Origin of the sequence: Curtobacterium flaccumfaciens (assembly GCF_004361695.1) — a bacterium.
Classification (GTDB): Bacteria; Actinomycetota; Actinomycetes; order Actinomycetales; family Microbacteriaceae; genus Curtobacterium; species Curtobacterium flaccumfaciens_B.
The window spans coordinates 78,144-102,906 of the sequence record NZ_SNVW01000013.1 but is presented as its reverse complement, the minus strand read 5'-3'; the positions used below and the strand labels follow the sequence as shown (position 1 = coordinate 102,906).

Below are 24,763 nucleotides of genomic sequence, written 5' to 3'. Positions count from 1 at the left end.
AACGCCCGGTCACATTCCGAACCCGGAAGCTAAGCCTCTCAGCGCCGATGGTACTGCAAGGGGGACCTTGTGGGAGAGTAGGACGCCGCCGGACTTAACGTGCAACACCAGATGTGGCCATCGGCCCTCCATCGAGAACTCGTAGGGGAGACCCTCGTTCTCGGGAGGCCGGTGGCCATTTCTGTTTCTGCCGCAGGTCACTCGACGTGCGCGCTGGTCCGTGATGGACTAGGGCGGAGCACCGGGTGATCGGTGCGGCACCGACACAACGACACAGCGGACTATCGCACGGGCTCGAGCTCGTGCACGCAATGAGGAGCAACGGTGGCGAACGACGACGAGCAGCGACGGAACGACGGCGACCGCGGAGATCGACCTCGGCGTGATGGTGACCGATCCCCTCGGGGGGATGGTGGTAACCGGTGGTCGTCCGGCCCTCGTGACTTCGAGCGTCGGGAAGGGGAGCGTCGCGACGCCCCCCGCCGCGACGGAGATCGTCCGCGCACGGGTGGGCCCTCACGTGACGGCGGCCGGTCGTTCCGCGATGGGGATCGTCCGTCTGGTGATCGTGACCGTCGACCCGCGTGGCGCGGTGATCGTGATGACTCGAGCCGGCCTCCGCGCGGGGACGGACCTCGTGGCGCTGATCGACCGCGTCGTGACGGTGACCGGCCGTTCCGCTCGGACCGCCCGGCTCGTGATGGTGACCGTCCGTTCCGTGGGAACGACGACCGGCCGCGTCGCGACGGGAATCGTCCGTTCCGTTCGGACCGTCCTTCGCGTGACGGCGATCGTCCCCGTCGTGATGGTGATCGTCCGTTCCGGTCGGACCGTCCTGCCCGTGACGGCGACCGGCCGTACCGCTCGGACCGTCCTGCCCGTGACGGTGACCGTCCGTTCCGTGGGAACGACGATCGGCCGCGTCGCGACGGGGATCGTCCGTTCCGCTCGGATCGTCCTGCCCGTGATGGCGACCGCCCGTACCGCTCTGATCGTTCGGACCGCCCGGCTCGCGATGGAGACCGTCCGTTCCGTGGGAACGACGATCGGCCGCGTCGCGATGGTGACCGGCCGTTCCGTTCGGACCGTCCTGCCCGTGATGGTGACCGTCCCTACCGCTCTGACCGTTCGGACCGTCCTGCCCGTGATGGTGACCGTCCCTACCGCTCGGACCGTTCGGACCGTCCTGCCCGTGATGGTGACCGTCCGTTCCGTTCGGACCGTCCGGCCCGTGATGGTGACCGTCCGTTCCATTCGGACCGTCCTGCCCGTGACGGCGACCGCCCGCGTCGCGACGGAGACCGTCCGTTCCGCGGAGGTTCCGACCGTCCGCGCGAGGACCGCCCCCAGCGTGACGGTGACCGTCCGTTCCGAGGAGGCTCCGACCGTGACCGCGGTGGCCGTGACGACCGCCAGCGCTTCGGCGACGGCAGCCGTCACGCCGGCGCCCGGTTCGGTGAGGGTGCGCGTGACGACTGGGAGGACCGTGACCCGTACGGCGTCAAGTCCATCCGCCCGCGCCACGAGGACCCGGAGATCCCCGAGGAGATCACCGCGCGCGACCTCGACAAGGTGGCCCGTGCGGAACTGAAGACCCTCAGCAAGGACAACGCCGACTGGGTGGCCCGCCACCTCGTGGCCGCCGCGATGCTCGTCGACGACGACCCGGAGACGGCGAACCAGCACGCCCTCAGCGCGGCCCGTCGTGCCGGCCGCGTCGGTGTCGTGCGGGAGACCGCCGCGATCACCGCCTACCGGCTCGGCGACTTCGCCACGGCGCTCCGCGAGCTCCGGACCTACCGGCGGATCTCCGGGAGCAACGACCAGCTGCCGATGATGGTCGACTGCGAGCGCGGTCTCGGCCGTCCCGAGCGTGCGCTCGAGCTCGGTCGCTCGGTCGAGCGTGCGGCGCTGGACACCGCCGTGCAGGTCGAACTCGCGATTGCGATGTCCGGTGCTCGCCTCGACCTCGGGAATCCCACAGCCGCCCTCGGTGAGCTGGAGATTCCACAGCTCGACCCGTCCCGGGCCTACACCTGGTCCCCGGCGCTCTACAGTGCTTACGCGGCCACGCTCGAGGAGCTCGGCCGTCAGGACGAGGCCGACGAGTGGTGGGCCCGTGTCGATCGTGCGGCCGAGGCGCTGGCCGAGATCGCCGACGAGAACGCTTGGGAGACAGTTGATGTGGTCGAGGAAGAAGTCGAAGGACACGGAGACGACGAGTTCGACGGGGCTGCCGACGAGCACGACGAGCCCGAGCCCGAGCCCGAGCACGACGAGCCCGAACGCGGCCAGCACGACGAGCCCGGCGAGCCCGACCAGCTCGAGCCGCTCGGCGACCCCGAGCCCGAGCACGACGAGCCCGAGCACGACGAGCCCGACGACGACCTCGGCGAGATCGACGACGACAACTCCGTCGACGTCGACGGGTCCGCAGCCGACTGACACCCCGAAGCCGCCGACGGACGGTGTGGACGTCGTCCTCACCGACCTCGACGGCGTCGTGTACCGCGGTCGCAACGCCATCCCGCACGCGGTCGAGGCGCTCACACGCGCCTCGCTGACTGCGCGGGTGGGGTACATCACCAACAACGCGTCCCGTCGCCCGGTCGACGTCGCCGAGCACCTCGAGCGCTACGGGCTCGAGGTGTCGGCCGACGACGTGGTCACCTCGTCGCAGGCCGGCGTCCGGCTGCTCGAGACCCTCGTGCCCGCAGGGTCGACGGTCCTCGTCACGGGCGGCCTCGGTCTGACGAGCATCGTCGAGGAAGCCGGTTTCACCGTCACGGCCAGCGCCGAGGACTCCCCTGCGGCCGTCATCCAGGGGTTCTCGCCGGACCTCGGGTGGACCCACCTCGCCGAGGCGTCCTTCGCCCTCGCCGACCCGGACGTGCCGTGGGTCGCGACGAACATGGACTGGTCGATCCCGGTCGAACGCGGCATCGCGCCCGGCAACGGCACGCTCGTGTCCGCCGTGCACCAGGCGGTCGGTCGGATGCCGGTCGTCGCTGGGAAGCCCGAGCGGCCCATCTTCGACGCCGCGATCGCCCGTTTCGGCGGTGACCACCCGCTGTTCATCGGCGACCGGCTCGACACGGACATCAAGGGCGCGAACGACGCGGGCATCCCGAGCGTGCTGGTGCTGACCGGCATCGACACGGCGAAGCAAGTGCTCGCGGCCGACCAGCGCTCCCGGCCGACGTACATCCTCGGCGACCTCCGAGGCCTGTCGGAGCCGTACCCGGTGACGGTGCGGCGTGAAGACCCGGACGGCACGAAGTACGCCACCGTCGGCGACGTGACGGTCGCGATGCGCGGCCACGTCGTGCGCGTCCTGGACGACGGCGACGCCCTCGACCTGCTGCGTGCCGGCACGGCGCTGATCTGGGACTCCGGGCTCGCGATCTACGGCCTCGACGTCGACCCGAAGCTGTACGGCGGCGAGTAGCGTGTCCCACGTGCCGGACGACGAGCAGGGAACCGACGACTTCGCGCAGCGCACCGCTGCGGTCGAGGCGCTCCCGCTGACCGAGCGCGCGGACGCGTTCGCCGCGCTCCACGACGAACTCCGGACCCGGCTCGAGAGCGGTGGCTCGGCGAGTGCCTGACGACCCCACGGGCGGCCAGGACACTGCGCCCGTCCGGCTCGACGCGCTCCTCGCCGTGCGCGGGCTCGCGAAGTCGCGGACGGCTGCGGCCAAGCTGATCCAGGCCGGTCGTGTGACCGTGGCCGGGGCGCCGGTCGTGAAGCCCTCGACCGCGATCGCACCCACCGCGGCGATCGAGGTCGACACGGTCGACGAGTGGGTGTCCCGCGCAGCGCGCAAGCTCGTCGGAGCACTCGACACGTTCGGCGTCGACCCCACCGGCCGCGTCGCGCTCGACGTCGGCGCGAGCACGGGTGGGTTCACCCAGGTGCTGCTCCACCGAGGCGCGCGTCGGGTCGTGGCGCTCGACGTCGGTCACGGCCAGCTCGACCCCGTCGTCGCGCTCGACCCACGCGTCGCCGTGGTCGAAGGGGTCAACGCCCGCAACCTCACCGCCGCCGACTACGCAGCGCTCGACCCCGCCGCGGCCGAGACCAGCCTGGTGGTGGGCGACCTGTCGTTCATCTCGCTGCGCTTGGTCCTGCCCGCGCTGGTCGAGGCGGTCCCGGCGGACGACTTCGTGCTGCTCGTCAAACCGCAGTTCGAGGTCGGTCGCACCGGTGTGCGCGAGGGCATCGTCCGCGACCCGGCGCTCCGGAACGACGCGCTCATGAACGTGCTCTGGGCTGCCTGGGACCTCGGTCTCGGCACGACCGGGCTCGCTGCCTCGCCGGTCGTCGGCACGCACGGCAACCACGAGTACCTGGCGCGCTTCCAGCGGGATGTCGGTGCCAATCCGACAGAATGGATCGTCCGGGCGACAGAACTGACGGAAGGGACGGCATGAGCGACGACCGGCACATCCTCCTGGTGTCCCACACGGGTCGCCGTGACTCCATCGACGCGGCGGTCGAGGTCTGCGACCTCCTGCACGCGGCCGGCCTCGTGCCGGTGATGCCCTTCGACGAGTACGCGGACATCCGCCGTGCCGAGGCCTCGGTCGGCCAGGTCGACATCCTGGGCGTCGACATCCAGTCGGACCAGCTCGAGATCGTCATCGTCCTCGGTGGCGACGGCACGATCCTCCGGGCCGCCGAGCTCGTGCGGGGGACCGGTGCCCCGATCGTCGGCGTGAACCTCGGCCACGTCGGGTTCCTCGCCGAGAGCGAGCGCGACGGCTTGACCTCCACGGTCGAGCGCGTGCTGGCCGGCGAGTACCACGTCGAGGAACGCGTGACGCTGCAGGTCGACGTGGTCGTGGGGCAGAAGGTCGTCTACACGTCCTGGGCGCTCAACGAGGCGACGATCGAGAAGGCCTCGCGGGAGCGCATGCTCGAGGTCGTGACCGAAGTGGACGGCCGCCCGTTGTCGTCCTTCGGGTGCGACGGCGTCGTCGTCTCGACGCCGACCGGTTCCACGGCCTACTCGTTCTCCGGCGGCGGCCCCATCGTGTGGCCGGACGTCGATGCGCTGCTCATGGTGCCGCTCAGTGCCCACGCCCTGTTCGCCCGCCCGATCGTGGTGGGGCCGGACCGTGTCCTCGCGGTCGAGGTCCTGCGGCGGACCAGCGGAGTCGGCGTGCTGTGGTGCGACGGCCGGCGGACGCACGATCTGCCGCCGGGCGCACGTGTCGAGGTACGGCGGTCGCCGGACCCCGTGCGCGTCGCCCGCCTCAAGGACGCCCCGTTCACCGACCGGCTCGTGGCCAAGTTCCAGCTGCCCGTCGCCGGGTGGCGTGGCCCGCAGCAGGACGACGAGGACCAGCAGTGATCGAGGACCAGCAGTGATCGAGGAGATCCAGATCTCCGACCTCGGCGTGATCGGTGAGACCACGCTCGAGCTCGGCCCCGGCTTCACCGTCGTGACCGGCGAGACGGGTGCGGGCAAGACGATGATCGTCACCGCGCTCGGGCTCCTGCTCGGTGCCCGTGCCGACGCGACCTCGGTCCGCCGGGGCGCATCGAGCGCCGTGGTCGAGGGTCGCTGGCACGTGCCCGACCACGCCGCCGTCGCCGACCGCGTCGAGGACGCCGGCGGCACGGTCGAGGACGGCGAACTCATCCTGACCCGCACCGTCTCGGCCGAGGGCCGCAGTCGTGCGACCGTCGGCGGCCGGAGCGCCCCCGTGGCGGTGCTCGGCGAACTCGCCGACCAGCTCGTCACCGTGCACGGGCAGTCCGACCAGATCCGCCTGACCTCCGCGACCGCGCAGCGTGCGGCGCTCGACGGCTTCGGCGGTCCCGCGCTCGAGAAGGTCCTGCAGCGGTACGTCGCGGCGTACGACACGTGGCAGCAGCACACGGGGGACCTCGAGACCCTCACCCGCGACCGCGACGACCGTCTGGCCGAGGCCGAGCGGCTCCGCGCGGCGTCGGACGAGATCGAGGCCGCCGACCCGCAGCCCGGGGAGGACGTCGAGCTCGGCGAACGTGCCGATCGGCTCGGCAACCTCGAGGAACTGCGACTCTCGGCCGGGCTCGCGCACGAGGCCCTGTCGAGCGAGTCCCTCGACGGTGTGCAGGACGTGGTGGGACTCGTCGAGTCCGCCCGCCGTGCGATCGAGCGTGTGGCCGGCTCCGACGCGGCACTCCAGCCGGTGCTGGAGCAGCTGACGGAGCTCGGGATCCAGGCGAGCGAGGCCTCGGCGAGCCTGTCGAGCTACATCGGCTCGCTCGAACCGGACGCCGGACACGACCTCGAGCTCATCAACGAGCGCCGGGCGCTCCTGGCCGGGCTGACCCGCAAGTACGGCGACACCATCGACGACGTCATCGCGTACGGGCAGCGCGCGAGCGACCGCCTGCTCGAGCTCGACGGCGACGACGACCGGATCGTGGCGTTGCAGACCGCGGTCGAGCAGGACGAACAGGCGCTCGAGTCCGCCGCCGCTGCGCTCACGACTGCCCGCACGAAGGCCGCGGCGGACCTCGCGAAGCGCGTGACGGCGGAGCTGAAGACCCTCGCGATGGCCGGTGCGACCCTGGTGGTCGAGGTCACCGACGCGGGTGAGTACCGGCGGCACGGACGCGATCAGGTGTCGATCCTGCTCCAGCCGCACTCCGGCACGGACCCGCGCCCGATCAGCAAGGGCGCGTCGGGTGGCGAGCTCTCGCGGGTGATGCTCGCGATCGAGGTGGTCATGGCCGGCAGCACGACGGTGCCGACGTTCGTCTTCGACGAGGTCGACGCCGGCGTCGGCGGTGCCGCGGCGATCGAGATCGGCCGGCGCCTCGCGAAGCTCGCGGAGCGCACGCAGGTCATCGTCGTCACGCACCTGGCGCAGGTCGCGGCGTTCGCGAACAACCACCTCAACGTGGTGAAGGACGCCAGCGGTGCGGTGACCTCGTCGAGTGTGCGGCGGCTCGAGGGCGAGGAGCGCCTGCAGGAGATGGCGCGGCTGCTCTCGGGGCTGGGCGACAGTGCCAGCGGTATCGAGCACGCGCGCGAGCTGCTCGACGTCGCCGGCCAGAAGGCCTGACGGCCGCAACGCCGCACGGCCGCACGGCCGCAACGCCTGACGGCGTGACGGACAGGCACCCGACAGACCGGGCCGAGCGGGGCCCGGAGACCCGGCCACGCGCCCGGCGCAACGCCCACGGCGAACCGAGGTCGCGCCTCCCGGCAGTTCTGACGTACGATGGAATCCCGTGGCGGACACTCTCAGCAGCGGTACCCAGGCAAGCACCCAGAACTCGAACACCTCGACCCCCAAGGTGACGAAGCAGATCTTCGTGACCGGCGGGGTCGTCTCGTCTCTCGGCAAGGGCCTGACGGCCGCGAGCCTCGGCAACCTCCTCACGGCGCGCGGCCTCAAGGTCGTCATGCAGAAGCTCGATCCGTACCTCAACGTGGACCCGGGCACGATGAACCCGTTCCAGCACGGCGAGGTCTTCGTGACCGACGACGGCGCGGAGACGGACCTCGACATCGGGCACTACGAGCGCTTCCTCGACATCAACCTGTCGCAGGCCGCCAACGTGACCACCGGGCAGGTGTACTCGACGGTCATCGCCAAGGAGCGTCGCGGCGAGTACCTCGGCGACACGGTCCAGGTCATCCCGCACATCACCGACGAGATCAAGCGTCGGATGCGCGAGCAGGCGTACAACGACCCGCAGCCCGACGTGATCATCACCGAGGTCGGCGGCACGGTCGGCGACATCGAGTCGCAGCCGTTCATCGAGTCCGCTCGTCAGGTGCGCCACGAGCTCGGCCGCAACAACGTGTTCTTCGTGCACGTCTCGCTCGTGCCGTTCATGAACGCGTCCGGTGAGCAGAAGACCAAGCCGACGCAGCACTCCGTCGCCGCGCTCCGCTCCATCGGCATCCAGCCCGACGCGCTCGTGCTGCGCTCGGACCGCCCGGTGTCGGAGTCGAACAAGCGCAAGATCGCGCTGATGTGCGACGTCGACGAGGACGCCGTGGTGAACGCCGTCGACGTCCCCTCGATCTACGACCTGCCGACGCTGCTGAACAACCAGGGGCTCGACCAGGTCATCGTCGACGCGCTGCGGCTCGAGGCGGGTCCGGTCGACTGGACCTCGTGGACGCCGGTGCTCCGTGCCGTGCACGAGCCGAAGAAGGACGTCACGATCGCGCTGGTCGGCAAGTACATCGACCTGCCCGACGCGTACCTGTCCGTCACCGAGGCGCTCCGCGCGGGTGGCTTCGCGCACGACGCGAAGGTCACGCTGAAGTGGGTCGTCTCGGACGACTGCACCACGCCCGAGGGCGCGGCGAAGCAGCTCGGCGACGTCGACGGCATCTGCATCCCGGGTGGGTTCGGCGTGCGCGGCATCGAGGGCAAGCTCGGCGCGCTGCGCTTCGCGCGTGAGCAGGGCATCCCCACGCTCGGCCTGTGCCTCGGCCTGCAGTGCATGGTCATCGAGTACGCCCGGCACGAGGTCGGCCTGACCGACGCGTCGAGCACGGAGTTCGACCCGGAGACCTCGACGCCGGTCATCGCGACCATGGCGGAGCAGGTCGACATCATCGCCGGCGGCGACCTGGGCGGCACGATGCGCCTGGGCCTGTACCCGGCGTCGTTCACCGAGGGGTCGCTCGCGGCCGAGCTGTACGGTGCGCCGGAGGCCTCCGAGCGTCACCGTCACCGCTACGAGGTGAACAACAAGTACCGCGAGCAGATCGCGGACGCCGGCCTGGTCTTCTCGGGGACCTCGCCCGACGGCTCGCTGGTCGAGTACGTCGAGCTCCCGCGCGACGTGCACCCGTTCTACATCGCCACGCAGGCGCACCCGGAGCTCCGCTCGCGTCCGACCGACGCGCACCCGCTGTTCGCGGGGCTCGTCGCGGCCGCGATCGAGCGGCACGAGGCGTCCAGCCTCTTCGACCCGCAGACCGAGGAGCAGGTCGCGTAAGCGCCGGGTCCCCACGATCGGACGGGAGGCGCGGTGCCAGCTGGCACCGCGCCTCCCGTCCGTCCTGGGGTCGCGTCGGGGGCGCGTGCCAGGATGGTGCCGTGACTGACGCGCCCCTCTCCGACGAACCCGCCTCCTTCGAGGTCACCGACTCCACCGTCGTCTTCGAGGGGGCGGTGTGGGAAATCCGACGTGACACGATCGCCTACAACGACCACTCGATGGTCCGCGAGTACGTGGACCACACGGGCGCCGTCGCCGTCTACGCCGAGGACGACGAGGGCCGCGTCCTCGTGATCCAGCAGTACCGGCACCCCGTGCGGCTGCGCGATTGGGAGCTCCCCGCGGGCCTGCTCGACATGGAGGGCGAGGACCACCAGACCGCAGCCGCGCGCGAGCTCGCCGAGGAAGCCGACCTCGAGGCCGACACGTGGGAGCCGCTCGTCCGCTACAACACCTCGTCCGGTGGCAGCGACGAGTTCATCCAGATCTACCGGGCTCGCGGGGTCCGAGCGACGGCGTCGGCGTTCGAGCGCGAGGCCGAGGAAGCCGACATCGTGAAGCGGTGGGTGCCGCGGTCCGAGGTGATCGACGGGATCCTGGCGGGACGGCTCAACAACTCCGCGCTCGTCGTCGCGGCGCTCGCCGTCGAAGCGATCGAGCAGCGCGGGTGACCGGCTCGGCAGTGCAGGGTCTCCGCGACCTGCTCGACGTCGGCACGTGGACGCACGAGCCGGAGGCGGTGGTGCTCGACGGCGACGTCCTGCGCGTCACGGCGGTCGAGGGCAGCGACGCCTGGCGGACCACCTCGTACGGGTTCGTGCACGACTCCGAGCACGCGCTGCTGCAGTCGACCGACGGCCCGTTCTCGGTCGAGGCGTCGTTCGTCCTCGACTACACAGAGCAGTTCGACCAGGCAGGGGTGTTCCTCCGCGTCGACGACCGCACCTGGATCAAGGCGGGGGTCGAGTTCTCCGACGGTGTGCCGCAGCTCGGCGCGGTTGTCACGCGGGAGTTCTCGGACTGGTCGGTGGCACCCGTGCCCGAGTGGGCCGGCCGTGTCGTGACCGTCCGCGCGAGTCGTGACGGGGACGCGGTGACCGTGCGGGCGTGGGCGGGCGGCGAGGAGCCGCGGCTCGTGCGGGTCGCGTACCTCGATCCGGACGCCGTGGTGTCGGCGGGGTTGCTGTGCGCGGCGCCGACGCGGGCCGGGCTGACCGTGACGTTCACCGGGTACCGGGTGGGGGAGCCGGACGGGTCGTTGCACTGAGCGGGCGGGGTCGCTCTCGGTGAGGGTCCGGTCGCTCTCGGTGAGGGTCGTGTCGTTCTCGGTGAGGGTCCGGTCGTTCTGCGGTTAGCCTCGTGACGTGATGCCCCTCGACCGCGCGACGGAGACGTACCTGCGCCACATCGCGATCGAGCGCGGGCTCTCGCAGCACACCCTGTCGGCGTACCGGCGCGACCTCGCCACGTTCGCCGCGTGGCTGGGGACGGCCCCGGTCGTCGACTCCGACGGAGCCGATCGAGCCGGGGGAGCGGCCGTGGTCGACGACGTCGCCCGGATCGCCCGCGCGGACCTCGCCGGGTTCGTCGAGCACCTGGCGACCCGGCCGTCCGGACCGCTCGCACCACGGTCGATCGCCCGGATGCTCAGCTCCGTGCGGTCGTTCACCACGTTCGCCGCGGCAGAGGGCTGGCTCCCGCTCGACCCCGGCGCGTCCGTGCGACCGCCGAAGGCTCCGATGCGGCTGCCGAAGGCGATCTCCGTGCACGACATGGAGCGGTTGCTCGGTGCGGCTGCGACCTCCGACGACGACCCGGTGCAGCTGCGCGACCGGGCCCTGCTCGAGCTGCTCTACGCCACGGGGGCGCGCATCTCCGAGGCGGTCGGGCTGTCGGTCGACGACGTGACGACGCTGTCCGACGACTCGGCGCCCGACGCCGACGGGCTCGCCGTGGTGAAGGTCACGGGCAAGGGCAACAAGCAGCGCGTGGTGCCGCTCGGCAGCTTCGCCCGGGCGGCGATCGACGCGTACCTGGTGCGGGCGCGACCGGTGTTCGCGGCGCGGGGACCCTCGACGCCGGCGCTGTTCCTCGGAGCCCGCGGTGCACGGCTGTCGCGCCAGAGCGCCTGGCTCGTGATCCAGGCGGCGGCGTCACGCGCCGGGCTCGCCGACCACGTGTCGCCGCACACCTTCCGGCACTCGTTCGCGACGCACCTGCTCGAGGGTGGGGCCGACGTGCGGGTCGTGCAGGAGCTGCTCGGGCACGCGAGCGTCGCGACGACGCAGATCTACACGATGGTCACGGCGGACATGCTGCGCGACGTGTACCAGACGTCGCACCCGCGGGCGCGGCGGTAGGGGCGCGGGCGGGCGCGCAGGTCGTGCGCGCGGGTTCGCGGCGCGGGCTCGGGGCGTGCGCGGAGTGCGCGGCGCGGGCTCGCGCCGGCGCGTGCGCTGCGCACAACCGAAGTGCGTTCGAACCGCGGCGATCCACGGCTCGGGCGCACTTCGGTTGTGCGGCGCGACGCGACGGCGGGCGGGCAGCGCGGCGGCGGGCAGCGCGGCCGGCGGGCGTGCGGCCGGCGGGCAGCGCGGCCGGCGTGCGGCGCGGCGCGGGCCCTCGCGACCGCCCGCCCTCAGAACAGGTGGAACTGCGCGGACGCCGCCACCGCCGCCGTCGCGACGGCCACGACGATGGCGCTCGCCGAAGCACTGCGCGCGAGGACCCGCCAGCCGCCGGTCGCGCCGGGACGGAGCATCCCGACCACGCCGCAGAACAGCGCGACCGCGCTGCAGAGCCCCCACGGGTTGAACACGACCGAGGCCGCCGCCAGCAGGACCGCCAGCGAGGAGAACACGCTGACGCGGTGCACCCGGGAGCCGCCGGACGCCCACGACGCCGTCCGCACGACCGACGGCTGGACGGAGAACGACGGTCCGACCGGCGTCACGACCACCGGCACGATCGGCTCCGCGCGGCTCGGCAGCACACGGGTCGCCGCTCCCCAGGCGCGCCCGTCCCACCAGCGCAGACGGCTGGCGTCCTGCGGGTCCGGGAACCAGCCGGCGGCCGGCAGTGTCACTGGTGCTCCTCGAGGTGCGTCGGATGGTGCTCCTCGACGCTACGGGAGCGCGAGGAGCCGCCACAGTCCCATCCCGGGTGTCGGCAGGAAGGGGGACGTCAGGCGGGGACCGGCGCCGCGTCGACCTCGGTGAAGACGTCCTTCACCGCGGCGAGCAGCCGTGCGTTGAAGTCGACGCCGAGCTGGTTCGGCACGGTGACGAGCACGGTGTCGGCGGCACGGACGGCCTGGTCGGCCGCGAGTTCCGCGACGAGGTCCTCGGGCGACCCGATGTACGAGCGGCCGAAGCGGGCGAGCCCGCCGTCGAGGTGCCCGACCTGGTCCTGCCCCTCGACCTGTGCGCGCACGCCGAAGTAGTGCCGCGACTCGTCGTCGATGATCGGGATGATGCTGCGCGAGACGGAGACGCGCGGGGTGCGCTCCCAACCCGATTCCGCCCAGACCCGACGGAAGCGTTCGATCTGCTCGGCCTGCAGCTCGTCGAACGGCACACCGGTGTCCTCGGTGAGGAGCGTCGACGACATGAGGTTCATGCCCTGTTCGGCGGTCCACTCCGCGGTCGCGCGGGTGCCCGCGCCCCACCAGATGCGGTCGCCCAGGCCGTCGGAGAGCGGGGAGATCGCCAGCGACCCGACGGAGCCGGTCATCTGCGGGTTGGCGTTCGCCATCGGTTCGCCGGCGATCGCGCGGCGGAACACGTCGGTGTGCGCCCGCGCCATGTCGCCGCCGTTCTCGTCGGAGGCGTCCGGCACGTAGCCGAACTGCTGGTAACCGGCGAGAGCGGTCTCGGGTGAACCACGGGAGACGCCGAGCTGCAGTCGGCCGCCGGAGATGAGGTCGGCCGCTGCGGCCTCCTCGGCCATGTAGAGCGGGTTCTCGTACCGCATGTCGATCACGCCCGTGCCGATCTCGATCCGGTGGGTCTTCGCGGCGATCGCCGAGAGCAGGGGGAACGGTGCCGCCTGCTGCGGCGCGAAGTGGTGGACGCGGAAGTAGGCGCCGTCGACGCCCGCCTCTTCTGCGGCGACCGCGAGGTCGATCGCCTGCACGAGGGCCTCACGCCCGCTGCGCACCTTCGACCCCGGCACGTCGCGCCAGTGTCCGAACGACAGGAACCCGATCTTGGTCATGTCGATACGAACGCATCCGACGCCGGAGCCATTCCTCGCGACTACCGTGTCCGGCATGGACGACCCCCGCGCGGCCCTCGACGCCGAACGTGCACGCAACGAACGGCTCCTCGCCGACGTCGAGCGGAGCATGCGCGACGTGAGCGACGCCCGGCAGGACGCCAACTCGGACGACGAGCACGACCCGGAGGGTGCGACGCTCGCGTGGGAGCGCGGCTCGCTCGGGGCGGTCCGTGACGACGCGCGCGAGCGGATCCGTCTCGTCGACGCCGCGCTCGCGCGGCTCGACGCGGGCACCTACGGGCGGTGCGCCGTCGGCGGGGAGCCGATCCCGGAGGCCCGTCTCGCCGCCGTCCCGTGGGCCGCGACGTGTGTTGCACACGCATGACGCGCCTCCAGGCTGTCACGACCTGACGGACGGGAGGCGCGGGTCGGCGCCGCCACGCGCCTCCCGTGATGCGCATCCTGCGTCCACCGCGTGCGCCGCGGATTCCCAGCCGGGAGCCCTACCGTTTCGGCATGGAAGGCGACCCGAACGAGCGAGCCGTCGAGCTCCGGCCCGATGACGCTCCTCGTCAGCGCTTCCAGTGGTTCCACCGGATGCGCGCCTGGATCCACGCGCGCCCGCACGTGCACCTCTTCTACAAGGTGCTCATCGGGATCGTCGGCGGGCTGGTCGTCATCATCGGACTGATCCTGGTGCCGCTGCCCGGGCCCGGTTGGCTCGTGGTGTTCATCGGCCTGACCGTCCTGGCGAGCGAGTTCCACTTCTTCCACAAGATCATCGTGTGGCTCAAGGCGCAGCTGCACCGCTTCTGGGACTGGGCGAAGCGGCACGGTCCGAAGCGCCTGCGTGACGCCGCGGACCGGGGCAAGGCCGACGTCGATGCGGCGCACACCGGTGCCGCGCGGACCGTCGGGGTGCGCGCTCGTGCTCGCGGGACGAACTCGGCGCGGCCGGGGCACTAGCCGTCAGCTGGTGCGAGGTTGATCACTCCGTGCGGTGCTGTGGCCTCGCACCATGTGGTCAACCTCGCACCGAACGGGTGCCGGACGGCGGACGGTGGACGGCGGGCGCGCCTAGTCGGTCGGGGCGACGCGGATCGAGCCGGTGGCGGTGCGCTCGACGACCTCGGCGGCGGCCTCCTCGACGGCGGCGGCCTCCTTCGAGGTGAGCTGCAGCACGAGGGCGACGACGGCGGCGAGGACGATGAACCCGCCGTACCCGGCGATGACCGGCACGAGGCCGATCGAGGGTTCGAGCAGGCCGCCGATCACGGCGGGGACGCCGAACGCCAGGTAGCTCACGACGTAGATCGTCGACAGGAGTCCTGCGCGGTGGGTCGGGGCCGCGGTCGCGAGCAGCATCCGGAGCGGCGCCTGGAACCCGGCACCGAAGCCGACGCCGGCGATGGCGCTGCCGATGACCAGGCCGGGCAGCGAGTGCGCCATCACGAACGCCACGGTGACGACCGGGCCGAGCACCAGTGCGACGAGGCCGATGAGGACCGCCTTGCGGGCGTCCATCCGCTGGATCGCGAGCCCGGTGAGTGCGCCGACGCCGGTGACGACGGCGATGAGGGCTCCGGCGGCGAAGTGGTTCTCGATGCCGAACACGGCGCCGAGCGCCGACGGGACGAGCGACAGGAACATGCCGCCGAGGGCCCAGCTGGCGACGAGCGAGCCGGCGACGCTCCGGAACAGGCGACGCGAGGTCCGGGGCACGCTGATCCGGGGGCGCAGGGAGCGGAGCGCGCCGGGCCGGGGTGTGACCCGCTCGGGGGCGACCACGAGCGCGATCACCATGAGGACGAGCAGCGCACCGAAGAGGACGTACACGAGCTGTTCGGGCGCGGGACCCCACTCGACGAGGGCGCCGCTCGACAGCGCTCCGGTGGCGAGGGCGATCGGTGGGATGACGCCGTTCAGCACGCCCGCCAGCGCGGGGTGGCGCTCGAGCGAGTTGTCGATGAGCGCGGCGCCGAGTGCGCCGATGAGCAGGCCGACCGAGACGCCCTGCACGATGCGGTCGACGATGAGTGCCCCGACGCCGTCGGCGACCGCGAAGAGGCCGAGCGAGAGGGCGACGCCGAGCCCGCCGACGACGAGCACGGGCTTCCGGCCGACGTGGTCGGAGAGTCGGCCGGCGACGAGCAGGCTCGCGAGCAGACCGGCGACGTAGATCGCGAAGACGCCGGTGAGCATGAGTGGGGTGAGGTGCCACTCGGCGGCGTAGACGGGGTAGATCGGCGACGGGACCGCCGACGAGGCGACCGACACCAGGAGCATCGCCGCGAGGATCCAGAACCCGGCGACCGAGCGAGCTGACTGCGCCATCGGCGCCCCTTCCTTCGTGCGCCTCGGGGACGCTGATGTACGACTGCATTCGTACAGCAGATCGTTGTACGACGCAAGTCGTACTGTGAGGCGAACGGTGGTAGCGTCCCGTCCATGCCCGCGCACGTGGAAGCCCCCGAACACCTGCCGCAACCGTCCGTGGCGGAGATGGAGCTCCCGATCGTGATGGACGCCCTGAGCGACCCGATCCGGCTCGCGATCCTGCACCGCTACCTGGTCGACGCCGCCGGTGGCATCCGCAGCTGCGGCTGGGTCGGCATCGACCGACCGAAGTCCACGCTGACCCACCACTTCCGCGTCCTGCGCGAGGCCGGGCTCCTCGAACAGCACCAGGAGGGCCTCACCCGATCGAGTCGTGCCCGGGTCGAGGACGTCGAGCAGCGGTTCCCCGGCCTGCTCGACCTCGTGTTCGCCTGGCAGGTCCCCGCGGCCCTGATGCGCGACGAGGTCGCCCCGTGAGCGGCGGCCCGGCACGGGTGCACACCCTCCCGACGATCGTCGCCGAACGCGCGGTCACCGAGGCGCTCCGGCAGGACCTCACGACCGCGGGCTTCACCGTCGATCGGCTCGACGCGCTGTGGGGTGCCGAGGCTGCGGCGTCGCTGCACCGCGGCTCGCGCGTCGCCGCGCTCCGCGCCCTGGCCGCGCGGGACACCACGCCGCTGAGCACCCTCGCCACCCTGTTCGTCCTCGGGCTGCCGGTCCCGCGCACCGACGCCGAGGCAGCGTTCCCGGCGGCCGGGCTCGACGCGGTCGTGGCAGCCGGCCTCGTGCGCGCGGGTGAAGGAGCGGGCACGGGCAACGCAGGCGCGGGCAACGCGCACGTGGGCGCCGCGGGCCCGGGCGCCGCGGGCGACACGGTGCACCCCGCGGTCGACCTCCGTCCCTACGCCTTCGTCGACGACCTCGGCGCCGGCAGCTGGTGGATCGTGTCCGACCTCGGGGAGCTCGCGCTCGGCACGGCCCTCGGCGAGGAGCACGTCCTCGGCATCGGCGGCGCCACCACGACCCTGTCCGGCCTGCAGGTCCCCGTGCCCGTGCGCCGGGTGCTCGACCTCGGCACCGGCTGCGGCATCCAGGCCATGCACGCCCGACGCTTCGCCGACGAGGTCGTCGCCACCGACATCTCGCGCCGTGCGCTCGACATCGCCCGGTTCAACGCGCAGCTCAACGACATCGACGGCATCGAGTTCCGGTACGGGTCGCTGTTCGAACCCGTCGCGGGGGAGCGCTTCGACCGCATCGTCTCGAACCCGCCGTTCGTGATCACCCCACGCCGCGAGGGCGTGCCCTCGTACGAGTACCGCGACGGCGGGATGGTCGGGGACGGCCTGGTCGAGACGGTGCTGCGCGGGCTCGCGGACCACCTCGAGCCGGGTGGGACCGCCCAGCTGCTCGGCAACTGGGAGTACCGCTGGGGCTCCGACGGGCTCGACCGGGTGCGGTCCTGGTTCGAGGACGGCGACGCCACCGGGCGGGGCCTCGACGTGTGGGTGCTCGAGCGCGAACGGCAGGACCCCGCCGCCTACGCCGAGACCTGGATCCGCGACGGCGGCACGAAGCCCGGCACCGCGGCGTTCGACCAGCTCGTCGACGCGTGGCTCGACGACTTCGCCGACCGGCACGTCACCGGCGTCGGCTTCGGGTACGTCGTCGTGCGCCGCCCGGTTGCGGACGCGACCGGGCCTGGAGGCGCGGGGCACCTCCGTCGCTTCGAGCGCGTCCCCGAGACGCTCGGCTCCAACCCCGCGGGGCTCGGTGCCACCGTCGCCCGCGTCCTCGACGCGGCTGCCTGGCTCGGCGCGCACGACGACGAGGCGCTCGCCGCAGCGCACCTCCGCGTCGCCGGCGACGTGACCGAGGAGCGGTTCTACTGGCCCGGCAACGACGACCCCACGGTGATGACGCTCGTGCAGGGCGGTGGCTTCGGACGTCGGGTCGACGCGGACACGGCGCTCGCCGCGTTCGTCGGTGCGTGCGACGGGGACCTGTCCGTCGCGGCGATCATCGGCGCGATCGCCCAGATCACGGGCGCGGACGAGGGGGCGCTGACGGCGGACCTGCTGCCGCGCGCCCGTGACCTCGTGCTCGACGGCCTGCTGCTGCCCGCCGCCTGACGCGCCGGTCGCCGACCCGCTCGCCGCCCGGCCCGCCGCCCCGCCCGCCGACCGTCGATCAGGAGCGGTGGTTCCGCCAGGTGTGCTCGGGGGCGTAGCCGAGCAGCTCACGCGCCTTCTCGGAGGACAGCAGGGAGCTGACCCCGTCGATGTCCGCGCGGCGTTCGATGTCCGGCACGAACTGCTCGACGAGCTCGATCGTCGGGGTGTCCATGACGGTGTCCGGGCTCGCGATGACGAACGCCTCGAACCCGGTGAGCTCCGCCTCGAGCGCCTTCCGGACGGCCTGGGCGCCGTCGCGTGAGTCGATGTAGGACCACAGGTTGAAGGTCTTCGCCTCGGGGGTGGCGTCCCACGGGAACGCCGGGTAGTCCGACTCGTCCATGACGTTGGAGAACCGCAGGCCGATCATCTTCAGCTCCGGGTCCCAGCGGGTGAAGTGGCGGGCCATCTCCTCTTCCACGGCCTTGCCGAGGGAGTACGAGGACTGCGGGCGGACCGCGAAGTCCTCGTCCACCGGCAGGTAGGGCGGGTGGTGCTCGCCCATCGGGATGCCGAGCAGGGTCTCGCTCGACGCCCACACGACGTTCTTGATCTTCGCGGCGCGTGCGGCGTGGAAGACGTTGATCGACGACGTCACGTTGTTCGTGATGAGGGCGACGTCGGGCACCTGCCCCGGCGCCGGGACCGCCGCCAGGTGCACGACCGCGTCGACGTGGTCGTACCGGTCGTCGACGCCGAGCAGGACGTTGAGGACCTGGCCGTGGTCGGTCAGGTCGGTGCGGACGAACTGGACCCGTTCGGGCTTGTCGGGGGAGGGCACGCGGTCGATCAGGACCACGTCGTACCCGTGCGCGTCGAGGTCACGCACCACCGCTCGGCCGAGCTTGCCGCTGCCACCGGTCACCACTACACGCGTCATCGCGTCACTCCACATCGTCGTCGGGAGCCCCATCTTGCCGTGCGCGCCCTGGACACAGCCAGGCACTGGCGGTACCTGTCCGTCGGACGCTCCACGGGCCTCCTGGTCAGGCCGACGGGACCGTCTGCGCGATCGCGAGCCGCGCGACCAGCTCGACGTGCTCCGCCATGTCGCGCGTCGGGTCGTACAGCCACTGGATCTGCATGCCGTCGGACACCGCGAGCAGCACGCTCGTCAGCTCGACGGGGTCGACGTCGGCGCGGAGCCGCCCGTCCTCCTGCATGGCGCGGAAGTCGGCGGAGAGGTCGCGCCGGCTGCGTTCGTAGCGTTCGCGGAAGTACTCGTGCGCCGGGTGCTCCGGGTCGGTCGCGGCGGCGGCGGACAGGTTCACGAACATCTGCACGAGGCCGGGGACCTCGGTGTTGTGCCGGACGATCGCCGCGAGCAGGGCGGCCGGGTCCTCGGCGTGCCAGTCGTGGGCGAGGTCGATCTCATCACGGCGCCGGAGGATCTCGACCCAGAGCTCGTCCTTCGAGTCGAAGTAGTGCAGGAGCCCGGCCTGCGTGAGGCCCACCGCGTCGGCGATGTCCTTGATGCTCGTCCGCCGGAAGCCCTGCTGCGCGACGAGGTCGAGCGCGACCGTGAGGATCTCCTCGCGCTTCGCGATGCCCTTCGCGTACGAACCCCGTCGTGCCATGGCAGGACCCTACCGCCCACCGGCGATCCGCAAAACCTAGCGGTGCTTGGTTTTGGTGGTACGGTGGCCGGAGCCGCCGAGGGAGGCGTGCGAGTCACCGACGTCGGTGGCGTACCCGAGAGAAGGCTGCAGTGGCCAACGACGCCCTGACCGTTTCCGACACCCCGACCGCGGTCGCCCCGACCCGTGGCCGTGGCGGACCGCTGATGTACACGCTCGGCATGCCGATCGCGATGCTCGGCCTGTACATCGCGCTGCTGCCGCCGGTGCTCGTCGCCATGGCGCTCAAGGTCGCCGAGATCGCGCCCGACAACCAGGCCGGTGTGCTCGGCCTGGCCCTCGGCATCGGCGCGTTCGCAGCGATGGTCGCCAACCCCCTGGCCGGTCGTTTCAGCGACCGGACCGCCGGGAGGCTCGGCATGCGTCGTCCGTGGATCATCGGTGGCACCGTGGTCGGGTTCGCAGCCCTCGTGGTCGTCGCGACGACGTCGTCCACCGTCGTGCTCGTGATCGGCTGGGGTGTCGCGCAGATCGCCTACAACGCCACCATCGCCGCGCTCACCGCCGTCCTGCCGGACCACGTCACCCGCTCCCAGCGCGGTCGCGTGGCCGCGCTCCTCGGCCTCGCGCAGAACCTCGCCCTGGTCGGCGGGACCTTCCTGGTGCAGCTGTTCTCGACGTCGGCGACGCAGATGATCGTCCCGGGGGCGATCGGGTCGGCCGTGGTCGTCCTCTACGCGCTGCTCTTCCGCGACCGCGTGCTGACGAACCGTCCGACCTCGCGCCTCGGCATCGGGCAGCTCTTCGGCTCGTTCGTGTTCAACCCGGTGCAGCACCCCGACCTCGGCTGGGCCTGGCTGACGCGCTTCATGATGGTCGCCGCGCAGTACACGGCCGTGAGCTACCTCACCTACTTCCTCCGCGACGACATCGGGGTGAACGCCTCGAACCTGGCGAACGCGGTGTTCCAGGGCACGCTCTGGAACGTCGTCGGCATCGTCCTGACGTCGCTCGTCGCCGGCTGGCTGTCCGACAAGCTCGGCCGCCGCAAGCTCTTCGTCGCGGTCGCCGGCATCGTCGGCGTCGTCGGCCTCGTGCTCATCGCCATGGCCCCGTCGCTCGGCATGGTCCTCGTCGGCGAGTTCGTGATGGGCGCCGGCATGGGCGTGTTCTACGCCGTCGACCTCGCGCTCATCACCGACGTGCTGCCGTCCGATCAGGACAACGCCAAGGACCTCGGCGTCGTCAACATCGCGCAGGCCCTGCCGCAGTCGATCGTGCCCGCCGCCGCCCCCGGGGTGATCGCCCTGACCGGCGGCTACAGCGGCTTCTTCATCACCGGCGCCGTCGTCGGACTGCTCGGCATCGTCTCGGTGTCCCGCATCCGCGGCGTGCGCTGACCACGCTTCCCAGGCTCTGAACGAAAGGACCGACCACCGTGACCACCGTGAACGACGTGACCACTGCCTCCGGTACGGCCGAGCGCATCGACGCGCTCGTCGACCAGCTGACCACCGACGAGAAGGTGCAGCTGCTCACCGGGCGTGACTTCTGGACCACCTGGCCGATCGAGAAGATCGGGCTCCGTCGCATCCTGATGTCGGACGGCCCCTCGGGCGTCCGTGGCGAGGTCTGGGACGAGCGCGACCCGTCGCTGAACCTGCCGTCCGCGACCGCGCTCAGCGCGTCGTGGGACCGCGCGATCGCCAAGCGCTACGGCGCCGCAGCAGCCGTCGAGGCACGTCGGAAGGGCGTCGACGTCGTGCTCGGCCCGACCATCAACCTGCACCGCTCACCCCTGGGCGGCCGGCACTTCGAGGCGTTCAGTGAGGACCCGGTGCTCACGGGCGACCTGGCGGCGTCGTACGTCGACGGCGTGCAGGAGAACGGCGTCGCCGCGACCCCGAAGCACTACATCGCGAACGACTACGAGACCGACCGCTTCACCGCCTCGACCGAGGTGTCCGACCGAGCGCTGCGCGAGCTGTACCTGCTCGCGTTCGAGAAGGCCGTGACCGAGGCGCACGCCTGGGCGATCATGTCGTCCTACAACGCGATCAACGGCGTCACCGCGTCCGAGAACGACCTGCTCGAGACGCCGCTGAACTCCGAGTGGGGCTTCGACGGCATCGTCGTGTCCGACTGGACCGGCGTGCGCTCGGTCGACTCGGCGAAGGCGTCGCAGGACGTCGCGATGCCCGGCCCGAACCAGTGGTGGAGCGAGGGCCCGCTGCTCGCCGCCGTGCAGTCGGGTGACGTGCCGATCGAGGCGATCGACCGCAAGGTCCGTCGCATCCTGACCCTGGCCGCCCGCGTCGGCGCGCTCGAGGGCTTCGACCCCGTGGCCGCGCAGCCGGTGCACGTCGAGGACGGCATCGCGTTCGTCCGCGAGGCCGAGGCCGAGGGCACCGTCCTCGTCCGCAACACCGGCGTGCTGCCGCTCGACGCGCCTGCGGTCGCCCGCATCGCCGTCGTCGGCCACAACGCCGACCAGGCCCGCACGCAGGGCGGTGGCTCGGCCACGGTCGTGCCGTCCCAGGTGGTCTCCCCGCTCGACGGGATCCGCTCGGCGTTCCCGGGCGCGACGGTCGAGTACGCGATCGGCGCCGTCGTGCAGGAGGGCATCGCGGAGTTCCCGCTGTCCACCATCACGAACCCCGCGACCGGCGAACCCGGTGCACGGGTCGCGTTCGTCAAGGACGGCGAGGAGCTGTTCGTCGAGGACCGCCGTGCCACGGCGCTGTTCTGGTTCGGCGGTGACGCCCCCATCCGCGAGTCGGACCGGCTCGACGTCACCACGACGTACACGTCGCCCGTCGACGGGACCGTCCGGATCGGCATCGGCGCGGCCGGCCGGTCGCGGATGTGGATCGACGGCGAGCTCGTGCTCGACGAGGACGTGCCGTTCGAGGGCGACCAGCTCGGCGCGGCGTTCCTCAACCCGCCGGCGCGGTCCGTGCCGGTGTCGGTGACCGCCGGGCAGGACGTGGCGATCCGGATCGAGTACGACATCGTGCAGGACGAGACGCTCGGCGGGGTGCTCGCGTACCAGTTCGGCACCGAGCCCTCCGACGAGGACCCGACGGTGCTCATCGACGCCGCCGTGTCCGCCGCGGAGTCGGCCGACGTCGCCGTGGTCGTGGTCGGCACGAACTCGAAGGTGGAGTCCGAGGGCTACGACCGCACCTCGCTCGCACTGCCCGGGCACCAGGACGACCTGGTCCGCGCCGTGGCGGCCGTCAACCCGAACACGATCGTGGTCGTCAACGCCGGGTCGCCGGTGGAGATGCCGTGGCGGGACGACGTCGCCGCGGTCCTGCTGACGTGGTTCGGCGGCCAGGAGTACGGCAACGCCCTGGCCGACGTGCTCACCGGAGCGCGCGAGCCCGGCGGACGCCTGCCCACCACGTGGCCGGTCGCGATGGCCGACGTCCCCGTGCTCGACGTCACCCCGGTCGACGGGAAGGTCGCGTACGACGAGGGCGTGCACATCGGCTACCGGGCCTGGCTCCGCGCCGGGACCGAGCCGGCGTACCCGTTCGGCCACGGGCTCGGCTACACGACCTGGACGATCGACGGCGTCACGGCGACGCCGACCGTCCGCGAGGGCGACGCGGTGATCCTGACCGCGACCGTGACGAACACGGGCGACCGGGCGGGGAAGCACGTCGTGCAGGTCTACGCCTCGCGGGAGACGTCTGCCGTCGACCGTCCGGTGCGCTGGCTCGTCGGGTTCGCCCCGGTCCGGCTCGGCGCCGGGGAGTCCACCGAGGTCTCGATCGAGGTGCCGGCCCGGGCGTTCGCGCACTGGGACGGCTCGTGGCAGTACGAGCCGGGCACCTTCACGCTGCACGTGGGTGCGTCAGTTGCTGACACATCCGGCACGGTGGCCCTCGTTCTGGAGTGATTCGTCCGGTTTCCGCGCTGGACCGATGGTGATTCAGTAGCATCTACATGCGCCAGGCGGCTGGTTACCGTCGGCGCGCGCACCGAGAACGGGGTCGCCACGCGTGCGACACGGTCTCCTGATCCGGCCGATGGAGCCCTGGTGGCCCCGGTGCGTCAAGAATGCGTCCCCGCGTCCGCGCGGGGACGCATTCGTTTTTTCCTCACGTCAACCGATTGACTTCTTGCAGCGTCGAAGAAACGGGTGACCGATCGTCATGTTTCCGATCCACGAACCGCAAGTCAGTGTGACAAACCGCTCGGTAGGTGGAACGATGAGTGCACCATCCCGTGCGGATCAGGGACGAGATGGTCATCCGGCCGGGCTCCCGAGGACTCACCACCCTCGGTGCGGGCCCAGCCGGATGCCCTGGTCCCGGTGGTTGACACGGTGATCCCCGTCGGCCCGGCTCTGTCGTGGCCGTCGGCGGGTCAGCCCGCGGCGCGGATCGCCGGTGCGATCTCCTCGGCGACGATGCGCAGGATCCGCTCGTGGGACGCCGCGTCGCCGTTCGCCGGCAGGGTGATCACGAGCTCGTCCGTCGCGGTGACGGCCGGGTCGGCGAGCAAGGCGTCGACGATCGCGGACGGCTCGCCGGAGAGCACCGAGCTGAACCGGAACGGCGGCGTGCCCGACAGCGGGCGACCCTCGTCGTCCATGCCGGCGGCGTACCCGGTGAGGAACTCCTCGTGCACGGCGCGGTCGTGGTCGTCCAGGAGCGGCACGACGATCCGGCCGACGGCGACCTTCGACGTCCGCTCGGGGTGCAGGGCGGCGAAGCGCTCGCGGTACGCCGCGATCTGGTCCGCCTGCGCCTCGGCGAAGGGCGCGCCGGTGTCCTCGGTGTTGAGCGTCGAGCAGTGCAGCAGCAGGCCCTTCTCGGCCGTGCGCATCGCGGTCCCCATGCTGCCGCCACCCCACCAGACCCGGTTCCGGAGCTCGGGGCTGAGCGGCTGGAGCGTCAGGTCGGCACCGGCGGGGATGCTCTCGTAGCCCGTGCCCGCACTGCCGAGCGGCTCACCCCGCAGCACCTCGAGCAGGCGTGCGGCCCGCGCCTCGGCCTCGTCGCGGAAGCTCCGCTCCGAGCCGCCGAACACCGGGTCGAGGATCGGTCCGTAGCCGGCGATGCCCGTGCTGATGCCGAGCTGCACCCGGCCGCCGCTGAGCAGGTCGACCGTGCTGGCGTCCTCCGCCAGGCGCACCGGGTCCTCGTACCGCATGCCGAGCACGGCCGTGCCGAAGCCGATCGTGCTGGTCCGCTGCGCCGCGGCCGCGAAGAACGTCATCGGACTCGTCAGGAACGGCTCGAAGTGGCGCCCCCGGACCCAGCCGGTGCCGTACCCGAGGGACTCGGCCGTCTCGAACAGGCGGAGCCCGTCCTCGAGCGCGGCAGCCGCGCCGGCGGTGCCGCCGTGGTTCGGGACGAAGGAGAGGAAGCCGAGTTCGCGCACGACGCGAGTCTATGCGCACGTATCGAGAGACGCGCTGGTCCGGTACGGATCGGACTGGAGGCGCGGGGCGGCCCCGACCCGCGCCTCCC

At 71.9% G+C, this 24,763-nt stretch carries 23 protein-coding genes and 1 rRNA gene; 17 read left to right on the top strand and 7 right to left on the bottom strand.

The features are described from left to right. Positions 1 to 94: ribosomal RNA gene (gene rrf / locus EDF64_RS16030) — 5S ribosomal RNA — on the top strand; the annotation flags it as partial. Positions 95 to 516: 422 nt separating this feature from the next. Here rrf and EDF64_RS16025 read toward each other — a convergent pair. Further along, positions 517 to 1,686, bottom strand: a complete 1,170-nt coding sequence (locus EDF64_RS16025; RefSeq protein WP_166645769.1) for a hypothetical protein — start codon at positions 1,684 to 1,686, stop codon at positions 517 to 519. Between EDF64_RS16025 and EDF64_RS16020 the strand changes: the two genes are divergently transcribed. The 10 genes from EDF64_RS16020 to EDF64_RS15980 all read left to right on the top strand — a co-directional run bounded on the left by EDF64_RS16020 (position 1,621) and on the right by EDF64_RS15980 (position 11,328). Beyond that, on the top strand, positions 1,621 to 2,445 hold the full coding sequence (locus EDF64_RS16020; RefSeq protein WP_243736426.1) for a hypothetical protein: 825 nt from the start codon (positions 1,621 to 1,623) through the stop codon (positions 2,443 to 2,445). The two genes, EDF64_RS16025 and EDF64_RS16020, sit on opposite strands and share 66 nt — an antisense overlap. 25 nt (positions 2,446 to 2,470) lie before the next feature. Further along, complete coding sequence (locus EDF64_RS16015) at positions 2,471 to 3,448, top strand: HAD-IIA family hydrolase (protein WP_133520949.1); 978 nt, start codon at positions 2,471 to 2,473, stop codon at positions 3,446 to 3,448. Positions 3,449 to 3,458: 10 nt separating this feature from the next. Beyond that, positions 3,459 to 3,608: a hypothetical protein gene (locus tag EDF64_RS18320; protein WP_166645777.1), complete on the top strand. Its 150-nt coding sequence runs from the start codon at positions 3,459 to 3,461 to the stop codon at positions 3,606 to 3,608. Further along, on the top strand, positions 3,601 to 4,434 hold the full coding sequence (locus tag EDF64_RS16010; protein ID WP_133520948.1) for a TlyA family RNA methyltransferase: 834 nt from the start codon (positions 3,601 to 3,603) through the stop codon (positions 4,432 to 4,434). Before EDF64_RS18320 ends, EDF64_RS16010 begins: the two co-directional genes overlap by 8 nt. After that, positions 4,431 to 5,357 (top strand): NAD kinase, encoded by a 927-nt coding sequence (locus EDF64_RS16005; protein ID WP_133520947.1) that lies wholly within the window; start codon positions 4,431 to 4,433, stop codon positions 5,355 to 5,357. Before EDF64_RS16010 ends, EDF64_RS16005 begins: the two co-directional genes overlap by 4 nt. Positions 5,358 to 5,370: 13 nt before the next feature. Then, positions 5,371 to 7,065 (top strand): DNA repair protein RecN, encoded by a 1,695-nt coding sequence (gene recN / locus EDF64_RS16000; protein ID WP_133520946.1) that lies wholly within the window; start codon positions 5,371 to 5,373, stop codon positions 7,063 to 7,065. A gap of 169 nt (positions 7,066 to 7,234) precedes the next feature. Next, on the top strand, positions 7,235 to 8,965 hold the full coding sequence (locus tag EDF64_RS15995; RefSeq protein WP_133520945.1) for a CTP synthase: 1,731 nt from the start codon (positions 7,235 to 7,237) through the stop codon (positions 8,963 to 8,965). 101 nt (positions 8,966 to 9,066) lie between these two features. Continuing rightward, positions 9,067 to 9,639: an NUDIX domain-containing protein gene (locus tag EDF64_RS15990; RefSeq protein ID WP_133520944.1), complete on the top strand. Its 573-nt coding sequence runs from the start codon at positions 9,067 to 9,069 to the stop codon at positions 9,637 to 9,639. After that, the gene (locus tag EDF64_RS15985; protein ID WP_133520943.1) at positions 9,636 to 10,235 is read left to right on the top strand and encodes a DUF1349 domain-containing protein; all 600 of its coding nucleotides are present in this window, start codon (positions 9,636 to 9,638) and stop codon (positions 10,233 to 10,235) included. The genes EDF64_RS15990 and EDF64_RS15985 overlap by 4 nt, the downstream gene beginning before the upstream one ends. 100 nt (positions 10,236 to 10,335) lie before the next feature. Beyond that, positions 10,336 to 11,328 (top strand): site-specific tyrosine recombinase XerD, encoded by a 993-nt coding sequence (locus tag EDF64_RS15980; RefSeq protein WP_133520963.1) that lies wholly within the window; start codon positions 10,336 to 10,338, stop codon positions 11,326 to 11,328. Positions 11,329 to 11,606: 278 nt separating this feature from the next. Here EDF64_RS15980 and EDF64_RS15975 read toward each other — a convergent pair whose 3' ends face one another. Next, positions 11,607 to 12,053, bottom strand: a complete 447-nt coding sequence (locus EDF64_RS15975) for a DUF2510 domain-containing protein (protein ID WP_133520942.1) — start codon at positions 12,051 to 12,053, stop codon at positions 11,607 to 11,609. A gap of 98 nt (positions 12,054 to 12,151) precedes the next feature. Then, positions 12,152 to 13,183 carry an LLM class flavin-dependent oxidoreductase gene (locus EDF64_RS15970; RefSeq protein WP_432207036.1) on the bottom strand — a complete coding sequence of 344 codons (1,032 nt, stop codon included), beginning with the start codon at positions 13,181 to 13,183 and terminating at the stop codon, positions 12,152 to 12,154. Positions 13,184 to 13,238: 55 nt separating this feature from the next. On the opposite strand from EDF64_RS15970, the gene EDF64_RS15965 reads away from it, so the two are divergent. Both EDF64_RS15965 and EDF64_RS15960 read left to right on the top strand, forming a co-directional pair. After that, on the top strand, positions 13,239 to 13,571 hold the full coding sequence (locus EDF64_RS15965; RefSeq protein WP_133520941.1) for a TraR/DksA family transcriptional regulator: 333 nt from the start codon (positions 13,239 to 13,241) through the stop codon (positions 13,569 to 13,571). 131 nt (positions 13,572 to 13,702) lie between these two features. Beyond that, the gene (locus EDF64_RS15960; protein ID WP_243736425.1) at positions 13,703 to 14,152 is read left to right on the top strand and encodes a TIGR02611 family protein; all 450 of its coding nucleotides are present in this window, start codon (positions 13,703 to 13,705) and stop codon (positions 14,150 to 14,152) included. A gap of 111 nt (positions 14,153 to 14,263) precedes the next feature. Here EDF64_RS15960 and EDF64_RS15955 read toward each other — a convergent pair whose 3' ends face one another. After that, positions 14,264 to 15,520: an MFS transporter gene (locus tag EDF64_RS15955; RefSeq protein ID WP_133520940.1), complete on the bottom strand. Its 1,257-nt coding sequence runs from the start codon at positions 15,518 to 15,520 to the stop codon at positions 14,264 to 14,266. Between the two features lie 114 nt (positions 15,521 to 15,634). Between EDF64_RS15955 and EDF64_RS15950 the strand changes: the two genes are divergently transcribed. After that, the gene (locus EDF64_RS15950) at positions 15,635 to 16,000 is read left to right on the top strand and encodes an ArsR/SmtB family transcription factor (protein WP_133520939.1); all 366 of its coding nucleotides are present in this window, start codon (positions 15,635 to 15,637) and stop codon (positions 15,998 to 16,000) included. After that, complete coding sequence (locus EDF64_RS15945) at positions 15,997 to 17,658, top strand: DUF7059 domain-containing protein (RefSeq protein WP_243736424.1); 1,662 nt, start codon at positions 15,997 to 15,999, stop codon at positions 17,656 to 17,658. Before EDF64_RS15950 ends, EDF64_RS15945 begins: the two co-directional genes overlap by 4 nt. Before the next feature lie 58 nt (positions 17,659 to 17,716). On the opposite strand, the gene EDF64_RS15940 is transcribed toward EDF64_RS15945, so the two are convergent. Further along, positions 17,717 to 18,580, bottom strand: coding sequence for an NAD-dependent epimerase/dehydratase family protein (locus EDF64_RS15940; protein WP_166645776.1), 864 nt, complete (start codon positions 18,578 to 18,580; stop codon positions 17,717 to 17,719). Positions 18,581 to 18,686: 106 nt separating this feature from the next. Continuing rightward, positions 18,687 to 19,277 carry a TetR/AcrR family transcriptional regulator gene (locus tag EDF64_RS15935; protein ID WP_133520938.1) on the bottom strand — a complete coding sequence of 197 codons (591 nt, stop codon included), beginning with the start codon at positions 19,275 to 19,277 and terminating at the stop codon, positions 18,687 to 18,689. A gap of 131 nt (positions 19,278 to 19,408) precedes the next feature. Between EDF64_RS15935 and EDF64_RS15930 the strand changes: the two genes are divergently transcribed. Continuing rightward, complete coding sequence (locus EDF64_RS15930) at positions 19,409 to 20,677, top strand: MFS transporter (protein ID WP_243736423.1); 1,269 nt, start codon at positions 19,409 to 19,411, stop codon at positions 20,675 to 20,677. 38 nt (positions 20,678 to 20,715) lie between these two features. After that, positions 20,716 to 23,184: a glycoside hydrolase family 3 protein gene (locus EDF64_RS15925; protein ID WP_133520937.1), complete on the top strand. Its 2,469-nt coding sequence runs from the start codon at positions 20,716 to 20,718 to the stop codon at positions 23,182 to 23,184. A gap of 470 nt (positions 23,185 to 23,654) precedes the next feature. Here the strand turns inward: EDF64_RS15925 and EDF64_RS15920 are convergent, their stop codons facing one another. Beyond that, positions 23,655 to 24,674: an LLM class flavin-dependent oxidoreductase gene (locus EDF64_RS15920; protein ID WP_133520936.1), complete on the bottom strand. Its 1,020-nt coding sequence runs from the start codon at positions 24,672 to 24,674 to the stop codon at positions 23,655 to 23,657. Positions 24,675 to 24,763: the final 89 nt, after the last annotated feature.

Excerpts from the sequence above, each read along its gene's own strand:
- EDF64_RS16005 (WP_133520947.1), top strand. The coding sequence starts at position 4,431 with ATGAGCGACGACCGGCACATCCTCCTGGTGTCCCACACGGGTCGCCGT.
- EDF64_RS15980 (WP_133520963.1), top strand. The coding sequence starts at position 10,336 with ATGCCCCTCGACCGCGCGACGGAGACGTACCTGCGCCACATCGCGATC.
- EDF64_RS15970 (WP_432207036.1), bottom strand. The coding sequence starts at position 13,183 with ATGACCAAGATCGGGTTCCTGTCGTTCGGACACTGGCGCGACGTGCCG.
- EDF64_RS15965 (WP_133520941.1), top strand. The coding sequence starts at position 13,239 with ATGGACGACCCCCGCGCGGCCCTCGACGCCGAACGTGCACGCAACGAA.
- EDF64_RS15960 (WP_243736425.1), top strand. The coding sequence starts at position 13,703 with ATGGAAGGCGACCCGAACGAGCGAGCCGTCGAGCTCCGGCCCGATGAC.
- EDF64_RS15955 (WP_133520940.1), bottom strand. The coding sequence starts at position 15,520 with ATGGCGCAGTCAGCTCGCTCGGTCGCCGGGTTCTGGATCCTCGCGGCG.
- EDF64_RS15950 (WP_133520939.1), top strand. The coding sequence starts at position 15,635 with ATGCCCGCGCACGTGGAAGCCCCCGAACACCTGCCGCAACCGTCCGTG.
- EDF64_RS15940 (WP_166645776.1), bottom strand. The coding sequence starts at position 18,580 with ATGACGCGTGTAGTGGTGACCGGTGGCAGCGGCAAGCTCGGCCGAGCG.
- EDF64_RS15935 (WP_133520938.1), bottom strand. The coding sequence starts at position 19,277 with ATGGCACGACGGGGTTCGTACGCGAAGGGCATCGCGAAGCGCGAGGAG.